The 13,605-nt window shown below is 35.7% G+C and carries 9 protein-coding genes; all 9 read right to left on the reverse strand.

What is annotated here, in order from left to right; all coding sequences use genetic code 11:
* Window positions 1-86: 86 nt before the first annotated feature.
* Complete coding sequence (gene alsS / locus HCJ45_RS10770; protein WP_187124798.1) at window positions 87-1,784, reverse strand: acetolactate synthase AlsS; 1,698 nt, start codon at window positions 1,782-1,784, stop codon at window positions 87-89.
* Between the two features lie 192 nt (window positions 1,785-1,976).
* A complete protein-coding gene (locus HCJ45_RS10775) occupies window positions 1,977-3,434 on the reverse strand; it encodes an ABC transporter substrate-binding protein (protein WP_185381223.1) in 1,458 nt (485 codons plus the stop codon).
* An 18-nt stretch (window positions 3,435-3,452) separates the two neighbouring features.
* Complete coding sequence (locus tag HCJ45_RS10780) at window positions 3,453-4,424, reverse strand: carbohydrate ABC transporter permease (protein WP_185381224.1); 972 nt, start codon at window positions 4,422-4,424, stop codon at window positions 3,453-3,455.
* 18 nt (window positions 4,425-4,442) lie between these two features.
* Complete coding sequence (locus HCJ45_RS10785; protein ID WP_187124799.1) at window positions 4,443-5,372, reverse strand: ABC transporter permease; 930 nt, start codon at window positions 5,370-5,372, stop codon at window positions 4,443-4,445.
* A gap of 106 nt (window positions 5,373-5,478) precedes the next feature.
* On the reverse strand, window positions 5,479-6,966 hold the full coding sequence (locus tag HCJ45_RS10790) for a response regulator transcription factor (protein ID WP_187124800.1): 1,488 nt from the start codon (window positions 6,964-6,966) through the stop codon (window positions 5,479-5,481).
* On the reverse strand, window positions 6,966-8,699 hold the full coding sequence (locus HCJ45_RS10795; RefSeq protein WP_187124801.1) for a sensor histidine kinase: 1,734 nt from the start codon (window positions 8,697-8,699) through the stop codon (window positions 6,966-6,968). The genes HCJ45_RS10790 and HCJ45_RS10795 overlap by 1 nt, the downstream gene beginning before the upstream one ends.
* Window positions 8,700-8,760: 61 nt before the next feature.
* A complete protein-coding gene (locus HCJ45_RS10800) occupies window positions 8,761-9,372 on the reverse strand; it encodes a YesL family protein (RefSeq protein WP_187124802.1) in 612 nt (203 codons plus the stop codon).
* Window positions 9,373-9,429: 57 nt separating this feature from the next.
* The gene (locus HCJ45_RS10805; RefSeq protein ID WP_187124803.1) at window positions 9,430-10,734 is read right to left on the reverse strand and encodes a glycoside hydrolase family 125 protein; all 1,305 of its coding nucleotides are present in this window, start codon (window positions 10,732-10,734) and stop codon (window positions 9,430-9,432) included.
* A gap of 3 nt (window positions 10,735-10,737) precedes the next feature.
* Window positions 10,738-13,395 (reverse strand): alpha-mannosidase, encoded by a 2,658-nt coding sequence (locus HCJ45_RS10810; protein ID WP_187124804.1) that lies wholly within the window; start codon window positions 13,393-13,395, stop codon window positions 10,738-10,740.
* Window positions 13,396-13,605 lie beyond the last annotated feature (210 nt).

A 13,605-nucleotide genomic window follows, 5' to 3' on the forward strand; every position in this document is an offset into this window, starting at 1 on the left:
GCATAAACCTTAAAGTCCACTCCAAGTCAAATTTAACCACAAAAAAAGAAAACCTTTACGAGAATAGAAAGGTTTTCTTTTGTTTCTTAATAAAATTGATCTGGTAATAATGTTTCCCCGAGTTGGATATTATCGCGATAATCAATTGGTATATCTACCACTACCGGTTCTTCTGTTTCAAGTGCTTCTTTTAAAACATCTGCTAATTCTTCCGGTTTGGTTACTCTAAGTCCTTTGGCACCGAAACTTTCTGCAAATTTCACGATATCAACATCACCAAAACGAACAGCGGCTTCTTTACCATATTTCATTTTTTGTTGGAAGGCGACCATATCGTAACTACCATCATTCCACACAAGGTGAACAAGTGGCGCCCGTAATCTAACCGCTGTTTCTAGTTCCATTGCCGAAAACAGGAAGCCGCCATCCCCAGAAATGGATACTACTTTTTCCCCTGGATGGACAAGAGTAGCTGCAATACCCCAAGGAAGTGCTACACCAAGCGTTTGCATGCCATTACTAAAAAGTAAGCGGCGTGGTTCATAGGAGCGGAAATGCCGAGCCATCCAAATATAATGTGAGCCTACATCGACAGTTACCGTTACATTATCATCTATTGCTGAACGAAGCGTTTGAATAACAGATAACGGGTGAACACGATTGGTTTCATCGCTAACCGGCGGAACATCTCTTTCTTCTAGTCGATCATGCAATTCTTTTAAAGTAGCTAGTTCTTCATCTGCTAACTCTAGCCCACTAAACTTAGCATTTACACGATCTAACGTAAGCGCAATATTCCCTACTAATTCGGTTACAGGTTGATAATAATGATCTATATCTGCTCGAATATCATCTAAATGGACAATTGTTCTATCCCCTGATGCATTCCAAGCTTTTGGATCGTATTCAATAGGGTCATAACCAACTGTAATAACTAAATCTGCTTTATTAAGCAAAATATCGCCTGGTTGATTGCGAAACAGACCTACTCGTCCAAAGAAATTATCTTCTAAATCACGGGAAATCACGCCGGCAGCTTGGAATGTTTCTACTACTGGAATACTTGTTTTTTGAAGCAAGCGTCGAATTGCCCCGGTTACTTCTGGACTTGAAGCACGCATTCCTAATAATAACACAGGCAATTTTGCTTTTTTCAAACGAGTAACTAACTTAGCGACTTGTTCTTTTGAAGCAGGTCCATTTTCCGGTTTTGCTAATGGACGAATTGCTTTTACAGGAACATTTGCTTCATTCACAATATCCTGAGGTAAACTAATAAACGCCGCACCTTGATTAGGCTCAGCAGCAGAGCGAAATGCGTTTGTAATCGCTTCTGGTATACTTTCCGCATGCACTACTTCTTCGCTATATTTTGTTATTGGGCGAAAAAGAGCAGCATTGTCCATTGATTGATGTGTTCTTTTTAGGCGGTCTTGTCTCGTTACATTCCCAGCAATAGCAACAACTGGATCACCTTCTGCCGTTGCTGTTACAAGACCTGTGGCAAGATTTGAAGCCCCTGGACCACTAGTTACTAATACCACTCCTGGTTTCCCTGTAAGTCGACCAATTGCAGCAGCCATAAATGCGGCATTTTGTTCATGACGACTCACAATCAATTCTGGTCCTCGCTCTTCCATAACATCAAATACTTTATCAATTTTCGCACCGGGAATGCCAAAAACGTGGGTAACTCCTTGATTAATTAAACTATCGACAACTAAATCAGCACCCGATTTTCCTTGATTAACCATTTTTTCTTGTTCTATTTCTTGCTTTTCCATCTCTATCATCCTTTGTTATATAAAATAATTAATTTTAAATAGTACAGTTAACAATTAAATCCTATTTACAAGACTAATTATACTACTTAAAGCAATTATTGCAAGATTAGCGACTTGGAAACTGTTATACAATTATAATTAAACTGTTATATAAAAAAGAGAACTTAGCACTCACTAAGTTCTCTTTCTTTTTTATTTTTGCGATGCGCGATAATCATCATATTGTTTCTGCATTTCTTTCATAACTTTTTTCATTCCAGCATCATTTAGTTTGTCTTTGAATTTCGCTGTGTATTCTACTGGATCTACTGTCCCTGTAAGAAGTGCAGGTGCAAATTCATTACAAACATTGGTAATTGATGCAATCTCTGTTCTTACTTTTGATGAATCAAAATAGAATCCGAGTCCAGGTGATGCGACTGATTTATCATTAAAAGCTTTAAATTGATCCCATTTATCTACCGGTTCATCTTCATATAATTTTAAAATAAAATGGTTTCCAAGGGCATAAGTAGGCATGCTATAGCGTTCTACTCGCGCTGGTAAATCTTGAATTTTCCCATCTTCTAATTCTTTATAATGTGTTCCTTCTATTCCTTTATCAACTAGATTACGTAGATATTCATCTGTATTAAGTAAATCTAAGAATTTTACTGCTTCTTCTGGATGTTGACTCGTTACAGATACTGCTTGGATTGCACCTGTAACCGAATTATTTTTAATGATTGGTGTTTCAGCGATTGGCTGTGTAACTACTTTATATTTACCTCCAGTATTTTTATCCCAAATATTTTCTGCGTATGGTTGATATTTTTCGATACGTACAAACCAATTTTCTTTATCATAAGACCATGGATCAGTTGATGTTGCTATATCTTTCGTTACATAACCTTTTTGATAGTAGCTATGAAGCGATTTAAGTGTCTCTAAAGTATCTGCTTGCTCATAGAAATTCACAATTTTGCCGTCATCCTCGTATTGGTTTACCGCAAATGGAAGTGGTACAGCATTATCAATCAAGTAATCATAGGAGAATGCTGGCTTAAAGTCTTTATTTCCGCCAATTGGTGTAATGGTTGGTTCATTCTCTTTAATTGTTTTTAATAGTGGTTCTAAATCACTAAAATCTTTTATTTTTGTAATGTCCATTTTATATTTATCTACTAAATTTTTATTGAAAACATATACTTGTTGTTCGCCGATTTCTTTATTTGAAGGAACACCGTAAATGTTACCATCTATTGTCGCTCCGTCCCAAAGCACTTCATTTAACTCGGCTTTCATTTTTTTACCTTCTTTATCGAGATATTTATTTAACGGTAAAAATGCGCCTTTTTGCGAATAAGAAACAAATTCTCCAGCAGCACTATAAGCAATATCATAGTTTTCTCCTGAGTTAATAACGGTTTGCATCCGTTTACCGTAGTCTCCCCAGTCAATTTGGGTCATTTCTACTTTGACACCAATCTTTTTTTCTGTATATTTATTTACTTCTTTCATAACTTCCTTTGTATCTTTTTGCGGTGTACCAATCATGTACCATTTCAGTGTTGGAACTTCATTTGCATCTGCTTTTTCATCACTTCCACAAGCACTTAAACCTACTAACACAAATAGTGACGCGAGAATGATTCCCCATTTTTTTTTCATTTGTTTCCCTCCATTTTTTTATTCTTTAACGCCGCCGATTGTTAGTCCACTAATAAAATATTTTTGGAAAAACGGATATGTAACAGCGATTGGTAATGTCGAAATTACAACCATTGCCATTTTTGCTCCGTCTTGTGGTATGGACTGAAATGCGCCGGCAGTATAAGCAATTGACGAGTTTTGCCGCATAAATTCTAAGTTGTTCTCAATTTTCATTAGTAGCGATTGTAAAGGAACTAAATTTGGATTATCAATGTAAAGGGATGCTTGAAACCAATCATTCCAATATCCTAATGTAGAAAAGAGTGCAATTGTCGCAAGTCCTGGTAAAGATAGCGGAATAACCATTTGCAAAAATATTCGCAACTCCCCCGCACCTTCAATACGAGCGGCTTCAAGAATCGGCTCAGGAATAGAACGTAAGAAGAAAGTACGCATGATCATAATATAAAAAGCATTCATTGCAAGTGGTAAAATAAGTGCCCAGATACTATTTCGCAAATGCAAAAACTGTGTCATTACAATATACGCTGGCACCATACCACCACTAAATAACATTGTGAAAAATGCGATAAAAGTGAACTGACGTCGATATTTAAATTGTGGTCGAGATATTGCATAGGAGTAAAGTGCAATCATTGCTACACTGCACACAGTCCCAATAACGGTAACTAAAATAGTCACACCATAGGATTGTAATAGTTGCCCTTTCATATTCCATAAATATTCATACGCTTCCGTGCTCCACTCTTTTGGTATCAATTGAAAGCCGTTTGCCGCAAGTGATGTTTCACTTGAAAACGAGATAACAATAATATATAAAAATGGAAAGATACAAATAAGTGCCAAAAAAGCGAGCAAAATATTCATTGCAATATTCATTTTTTTACTAAAACCAATAATGTCTTTTGGTGGTTTATTACTTTCTGGTTTTTCCATATCGCCTCGCACTTGTTCTATTTCACTGACTACTTCAAGCTGATCTGCCAAGTAAGCTCACCTCCTTTTTTAGAATAAAGCATATTCTGGATTTATTTTTTTGACGATATAGTTGGTGAGCATCACGAGGATAAAACCAACAATAGACTGATAAAAACCTGCTGCGGCACTCATACTCATATCACCGAGCGATGTTAATCCTCGGTATACATATGTATCAATTACATCTGTCACCGGATAAAGTGGTCCCGAATTTCGCGGCAACTGATAAAACAATCCAAAGTCAGAGTTAAAAATTTTCCCGACATTTAAAATTGTTAAAATAACCATCAAAGGCGTTAATGCAGGTATCGTCACATGGCGAATTTGCTGCCATTTTCCTGCTCCATCTATCATTGCTGCCTCATAATAAGTCCGATCAATTCCGGCAATTGCTGCTAAATAAACAATGCTTCCATATCCAAGACCTTTCCAAACATTCATGATAATTAAGATAAACGGCCAATATTTCGGGTCGTTATACCATGCAATTGGATCTTGTCCTAAAGCAACAAGAAGATTATTTACCAAACCGCTGTCTTCACTTAAAAAACTAAATAAGAAATAACTGACAACAACCCATGATAAGAAATGTGGGAAAAGCATCCCTGTTTGATAAATTTTTGCTCCTCGTTTATTTAGTAAACTATTAAATACAATGGCTAGAGCTACACCGAGAACTAACCCCACAATAATAAATACTAAATTATAAAGAACGGTATTTCGGGTAATAATAAAAGCATCGTTTGTTTGGAATAGGAATTTAAAATTTTCAAGTCCTACCCAATCGCTACTCATAATACTGGATAAAAATCCTTTTCCATCAATTTTGTAATCTTTAAATGCAATAACTGTACCAAACATCGGTAAGTAGGAGAAAATTAAGAACCAAAGAACTCCCGGAAGCACCATTAATAGCCAAATTCTGTTTGCTCGAATTTGTGATAAAGCTTTTTTCAATCCATTCACCCCTCTTTTTGTAAGTGCTTTCAATATCTTAAGTTTATCGTTTTTTTAGAGGTTTAAACAGTTGCTGATGTTTAGATTTATAGACAAATATTAGTTTTTATTGATGTATTTTCCGGTAGCGGTTCGGGGTTTCACCTGTATGTTTTTTAAATTGGCGATAAAAATAAGCCATATCCGTATAACCAGATTTGCGCGCAATTATCGTTAAGTTATCTTGTGTTTGCAGTAATACTTCTTTGGCATAATTCACTCGGTAACGATTAAGATAATCAGTAAAATGCTCTCCCATTTCTTTTTGGAAAAGTTGACCTAAGTACACTGCATTAATATGAAAATCATTTCCAAGCGTTTTTAAACTCATCCCTTCCGAAAAGTGTTCTTTAATATAAGTAAGTACGTTTTGGATAATCGGACTTTTTGCTTCATCGGTTTGTTTTTTATGATTATAATAACGTATCGCATAGGTTAAGGTTGTTTCTTCTAACCCCTCTATACTTGTTTGTCCTGCCATTTTTTCCATTGATTCACTTAATACTTTTGGATCAGATTCCGAAAGCATTACTAATAATTCATTAAGAATATGGAGCATTTGATGTGGATCACTTTCCAGTTTATGGTCCAGCCACTCCTGAAAGAAACTTCGAATCCAAGCTTTAATCTCTTTTTCATTATTCATCACGAGTAATTTAGCTAACTGATGTTGTTTTCTTTTTGGTCGCCAAGTATGTTTCGTCCGTTTTTGTAAGGCAATTAAGCTTCCTTTATCTTGGACTAAACGCTCTGGTAACAAACGTGTTAATTGTCGAAAAGCTTGTGGATACATTATTTCGCCTTGCACTAATTCACTTACAAATAAGTAAAATTCCTCGTTTTTCAAATAGCTTTTTATCTCGCTTTGAATTACTAAAATCTGTTCAGATAAGGAAGTCGTCTCCTCTATCCCTACAATCATTTCATTATCAGGTGTCACTAGCATAAATGGATATTTTTTTCGGTAGGATTCTAAAAGTTCTTTCCATTCTTCGTTATCACAATCGTTTGTTGGCTGAATTTGAATTAATACAGCATTTCTTTTTTGTCCAAGTGTCATATCATATAAAGCAAGTCGTTCTTCCCACTCTTCTTTATTTATCCGCAAATGCAACCAACGCCATATTGTATTGTCGCGTAAAATATAATAAGCTTCTTCTCTTGGCGTTAGGCTATTATTCGCCAGTTGCTTTTTCTCAATTTGAATAAGTGTTTCTTTAAGTTCCTGCTCGTTTAATGGTTTTAGTAAATAATTTTCAATACCTGCTGAAAGTCCTCGTTTAATATAATGAAAATCTTCAAAGCCCGAAAGCACAATTGTTTTTGTTGTTGGCTGCCGTTTCTTCCATTCATCAATTAACTCTAATCCATTCATTACAGGCATTTGAATATCCGTTAAAAGCACATCTACTTCTTGTTCACTAAACATTTCTAACGCAATTGCCCCATTTTTTGCTGTTCCAATAACTTCAATTTCTTGTTCAAGCTCTGGAATAATACGCTCCAAACCTTTGACAATAAGAGGCTCGTCATCTACTAATAGAATTTTTAGCATTACTTTTCTCCTCCCATATGCTCTGGTACTTGAAATAAGATAATAGTACCTTCATTTGTCTTACTCTTGATAGTTAGTTGATAGGCTTCACCATAAAGTAATTTTAACCGCTTATTCAAATTCGCTAGTCCAATATGATTAGTTTCTGCTTGGCTGTCTATCATTGTTTGAACTTCTGCTAATTTTCTAGAATCCATTCCTAATCCATTGTCAATAATCTCAAAATGCAAATTATTATTTTCTACCGTAACTGTAATTGTCACTTTTGGCTGACTATTTTCTTTATAAGCATATTTAAAAAAGTTTTCAATTAATGGTTGTAAAGCAAATCGCGGAATCAATGTTTTATTAAGGCGTTTTTCGATATTAATTTCTAGCTCAATCGGTTGTTCATGTCGCATTTCCATAAACCGAACATACTGTTTAACGTAATTGATTTCTTCTCCTAGCGTCGTAATTTCGCGATGGTTTGCTGTGTAGCGAAGTAAAGTAGCAAGTTGATAAATCATATCACTAGTCGCTTTAGCTCCTTCCACCCGTGCATTCATTCGTATTGCTTCTAGTGAATTATAAAGGAAATGTGGCTGAACTTGTCCTTGAAGCGCTTTCATTCTTGCTTTTTGTTCTTCCATTTCAAGGGTATATACCTTTTTAATATAGGCATCTAAATTTTCCGTCATATGATTAAACCGCTCGCTAATCATTGTTAGTTCATCACCATAATTATCCACCGGAAGTTTTGCATCAAGTGTCCCTTTTTCTACCAAATTCATTCCACCAATAATTGTCAAAATCCGTTTGGAATAGCGCCGACTAATAATAAAATTGACACTGATGGAAAAAATAACTAAAAGCAGTCCAATACCAAATAAAGCTATTTCAATAAGAGGAATATGTCCATCACTTGCGCTATACAAAAAAACGTTACTTTTTAAACCGCTCGTTTCATCTTCCGTTTTTTGTAAGTACATTTTTTGATTATGTACGTTTACCCAGCCTTGTTTTGCTGAGGAATCATGTTGCTTCATTGGCTGATTAGAATATAAGTCCGCCCCTTTTGCATTAGTTATTTGAAAAATGGACTGCTTATAATCTTTTGTAATTGCTTTATTTAAAACTGCTGAATCAATATAAAGCAGCAAAAAGCCCATTTGTTTTAACGTACTTGGATCATTGATAGGTTGTTTAACGACAATTTTATTTCCAATGGTGTAAAAATTATTTTCTTTTGAGGCTTGTTTAACAATAGGTATTTCTCCATATGTATCCACTGTTTCTTGCCATTCCCGGTAACGACTTGGAAATGTATAGGAATAACTACTATCATTTGATACAAGTTGGAGCGCGATAATGTCTTCATCATACGAAAAATAAGACTGTAAATAGGTTTGCATATCTACAGAATAAAAACTCTTGCTTTTGAAATAATTATCAATATTTTGTTCGGTATAGCTATTGTAATCATTTGTCATTGTAATTTGCACATCTTGCATTAAATCGCTATTTTTATAAATATCTTGTGTTAAATTAATTAGCGCTTTTTGTTTTTCCCTAAGTATATCCAGCTGTTTACTTGCAATTGTTTCTGTTGCTTGTAAATTAGCATCTAGTTGAATATTGGTATAGTATTTGTAAATGAAAAAAAGCAACAAGCTCACAGTAAAAAGGCTTGTTAAGGAAAAAATTAGTAACATTCTTTTAAAAACCCTTTTGCGTGGTAATTCTTGCGTCATTTTGTTTACCGCCCCCTCTTCTTTTCTGATTATTACATACTATCACCAATATTGTAAGGGGTTACTTCGGCTCCATTTGCTTAAAGCGTTGCAAGTTGATTTTCATAATCCAATAGCTAGGAAAAACACCTGAAATAAACAATATAAACGCTGGCATTTTGGAAATCAACCATCCACAAAAAATCAGACCGACAACAATTATCAATGTGTTTTTCAAGCTAGTAAAAGCAAGTAAAAACGATTGCCCGACATAAGCACGAACATTTTTCATTTGGAAATGAACAAATACGCTAAAATACTGTAGCAAGGCAATCCCAACTAAAAACAGTAAAAACATTAGGAAAAAATATAAAATTGTTGACCAAAAACCTTGCATTAACTCAAAAACAATACGTAAATCGGCATATAGGAATAAGGCTATGGCAGCGAAAATTCCACCGGCTAAATTTGCTGAAACAAAAGCTTTCTTATAAGTTGACCAAGCTAACTTCCAAACAGAAACATCTAATTCTCCTCGCGCCCATTTTCTAGTAATAGTAAATAGGGCAATGGTTGCTGGCATAAATCCAAAAATAATTCCACCCATTAAAACAAGAAAAAGCCACACTAAATTAGTCCAAACAAGTCGTATAATCCAATCGCTAATAACGGAAAATTTATCAATAAGTTTCATTGTTTCGCTCCTTTCTTAGTAAGAGAAAGCCTGAGTTTATCGCCCAGACTTTTTCTTTTATTTACTTAATGGGCTTCCTTTAACATAAACATCGCACAGGCTTAAAACAAATTCACTAAACATCGCATTAGACCAGGCAAACCAGTCTCTCGTAAATTCAGCTGGATTAGATGCATTCACCCCTTCGTGCATATAGTCTGTTTCACCATCTCCCGCTATTAACATCTCTAAAATAGCCAGTTTCTCATCAGTTGTTTTTGCTGTTAAGCCTTGAATACTTAATGCAATCGGCCATACATAATGGTCTGGCGTATGAGGGCTACCAATTCCACTTAAAACAGTTCCTTCCACATAATATGGATTATCTCGACTAAGAATTAGCTTTCGGGTTGCTTCGTATCTTTCATCTTCTTTCGCGCAATAACCAAGATACGGGGCTGCTAACAAGCTTGGCACATTGGCATCATCCATAAAGAGTTTTCGACCAGTTCCATCTACTTCATAAGCATAAACATCACCATAATATGGGTGTGCTTCTTTTGCAAAAGTTTCAATTCCTGTCGCAACTTCCTTTTTCAATTGTAAGCTTGTCTCTAAAAGCAGTTGATCTTCTGGAAAAAAGCTTGCTCCAATTTCTTGTATATAGTCCATTACTACAACTAAAAACATATTGCTTGGAACTAAATAACCATAAAGGCAAGCATCATCACTTGGTCTAAAACCGCTCCAAGACATACCAGTATAACTTACCTCCGTTCCTTTACCGCCATTATTAAGCGTATCTGATTGTCGAACATTTTCTCGTTCAAACTGATATGGACTTGCTTTGGAATGATTTTGTTCTGTTTGAAAAACTTGAATAATTTGGTGTAAAGCTTGTCTAAATTCTTCTGTAAAATGATTGGTATGATTGGTACTCTTCCAGAGAAGGTAGGCTAATTGGACCGGATAGCATAGCGAATCAATTTCATACTTACGTTCCCAAACAAAGCTAGTCATTGCTGTTTTATCTGTTTGAAAGCCTGCCCCGTTTGCACTTTTATTAAACGCATTTGCATAGGGATCATGAAGAATACATTTCGTTTGTAGTTTCACTAAATCCCCAATTAAAATCGCCATTTCCTCGTCTTCTTCCGCCACAATTAAGTACGGTCTAATTTGGCTAGTAGAATCACGTAACCACATCGCCGGAATATCACCAGTAATAACAAATGGCAACCCTTCTTCTGTTTCTTGTAAAGTCGTTGTATACGTATTAGTAAAGCATTTTTCAAACATCCGATGTAACTTTTCATTTTCTGGAAAAGCGGTTTTTACTTTATCAATCCATTTGTTAAAACTTGCTGGAAATTCTTTGGTCATTCATTACACTCCTTTTAATGTGATAATCTCATTTGGACGAACAGTAAATGTAGTTTCCTGGCCTTCGCTTACTTTTTCCAAAATAGTGGATTTTCCCCACGTATGAGTCGTTTGCAAATTAGCAGGTTCTGTCGCCGTCTGGTAAAAGCGGATGATTCTTTTATTATCTGTTGCAAGTTTTAATGTAGAGAAGACAAGTCCTTCTGACGCCTTCCATTTAGCAAAATTTTGGCTTTCTGGGAGAATTTTTTCTTTGGTGGATGATTGATGTTGCATGGCAAATGTTGGTGCTAAAAGAGCATTTACTCGGGCAGGGATTTCACTATTTCCGATATTTGTCTCATCTGTTAGCATCACAAAAAATTCTGCAATAATTTCTCGGTGGCACTCTGCTTCATAGGCAGGAAAATCTCCCCAATCACCAATTTCTGATACAGCACGTAATAAAGTTAATTCGATTTTTTCACCTGTTTCACTTACTTCATATTCTGGCAAACCGTGACTTGCAATAACCACATTTCCAGATGCGACAAAACCTTGACTACGATTGTCTTTTGCTGGGTTTGTCCATTCTTTTACTTGTTTGTTTGGACGAGTTACTACTTCGAAAACACTGCCCGCCTGATGGGTCTCACTTGATTTCCCTGACTGAAATAACACACGAAGACGATGATCATCTGCTTGATTATCTATTTTAACCCGAACAGCTAGTTGTCTATCTTGTTTATTTAATGTGATTTCAGTTATCACTTTTAAAGTCGTCCGTTTGAAAGAGCGAGGGCTTGTTCGTTCTGGGTGCCATACTAATCGTCTTTTTTCATCAGCAAAAGCATCACTAGCACTTTCTGGAATTTCCAAGTTATGCTGAATTTCGATAGTTTTACCTAACTTATCTTCTCGTAACACACGTATTGCTGGTTTTGATTGAAGCGTGTTAATACGTAATTTATCGCCTGTTTCCTTAAACATATATTCATTACCAATGTCACCAACATCTTCGTATGAACCAAGATTTAAAGCTTCTACACCACTAACTTTATCTAACATTGAATAAGTCCCATTAGCTGCAATTTCTACTTTTAAAAAGTCATTTTCTAGAATATGTCCGGAACTTGCTTCCTCTTTTGTTTCGATTTCAGAGATGGCCGTTGCATATATCGTTTCATAGCCAACTGCTGGTAAATTTTCAATAGTAAAACTTAGCTTATATTTTCTTGCAAAGTAGGAGTCGCGAAATTTCCGATCTGGTAAATCATAGTTAAAATGAATTCCAAGTGACTCTACAACAACCGGAATTTCCTTACCTTCACTTGTCTTAAGACGGAAACTTTGAGCTGGAAGTTTCGCTAGTTCATCTGGTATTTTCTCAAAAGGCATTTCAGAAAAATGAATCTTATCTGTTTCCAATTCCATTTCAATCGTTTTCGCTAGTTCAATCCCTCCAGCATAAAAAATGGTTATCGGAATTCCAGCATCAGAAGTAGTTATTTGCTCTGTTAGTTTGCGAGCCGCATTCGTAATTAGTGACATCGTTGTTTGCTCTACTTTTTCAAATCTTATTTCCATCTCTCGGTGCACTTCATCCAAACTACAAGCGGTAATACTATCATGTATTTGATTTTCCATTAATAATTTCCAAGCAAATGCCAGATATTCGTGCGGATATGGAACACCAACTTCACTCGCCATAACCGACATTGGTTCAGCTAGCCTTTCTAATAAACGTTCAATCTTCTCATTTGCTTGTTTTAAATAAATTCGAGCAGAAGCTGTGTTGGCAAGTGTTGACCACCCATCCGATTGCTGACTAGTCAGTTCCCCATAAACAGTTTGTAATTTTTCCGGTTGCAATTTTTCTTTTACCGCATCTTGGTATCGCTCAAAATGACTATGAACAAAGTCGATTTCTGGATAAAGCTCGTTAGCAACCTCGATTGCTTTTGCGATATCTGTTTGCACTGGCTGATGATCACACCCATTCATAAATAGCCATTCATCTGTGGAAGCAAAACGTTCTACATCTGCTAACTTTTTATCCCAGAAAATTTTTGCTGCTTCTTTTTCAACTGGAATTTCGTTACCATTCGAATACCAATTTGCCAGTAGAATACCTAAAACCTTGGATCCATCTGGACTTTCCCAGAACATTTCGGAATATTTCGAGGCAAATGCACTATCAAAAACTTGATTATTAAAACCAGTTGGATTAACCCCACGACCAAAAACGACTGTATCAAACCCAGCTTGACTCATTAATTGCGGAACTTGACCGTATAAACCAAATGTATCTGGAAAATAACCAATTTTTTCAACATGACCAAACGCTTCTGCCATCTCTAAACCATATTGCAAATTGCGAATGTTCGCTTCTCCGCTTGTTAAAAAAGCATCTTGCAACATATACCACGGTCCAATTCTTAATTTCCCCTCAGTCACAAGTTGCTTCATTTTTTCACGTTTCGCTGGTTTTACAGCTAAATAATCTTCTAGCATAATCATTTGTCCATCCATATGAAAATGATTAAAACCCGCTTCCATATCGAGTAACTCTTCTACCTCGTCCATCAATGTTACGAGCTTAAATCTTAAACTTTCTAGTGGTAAAAACCATTCTCTATCCCAATGAGAATGAGAAATAATATGCGCTTTCTTTCTAGTCATTTTGCCCCTCCAAATATCCTTTTTGTATTCGCTTTCAAGCTAAGTATAGTAAGGGATAGATTGAATTGCAATGCTCCTAGAAAAACTACTATGAATAATCCATTTTCCCTTGATTTGTCCATTTCTTAAAAGCGAAATTCCCATCGCTCTAGCTATATGCAAAAATAAGCTGAAAATACTCCTGTAAAAGTGAAATTGACTTCTATTCTC

This window comes from Listeria immobilis (assembly GCF_014322845.1).
Lineage (GTDB): Bacteria > Bacillota > Bacilli > Lactobacillales > Listeriaceae > Listeria > Listeria immobilis.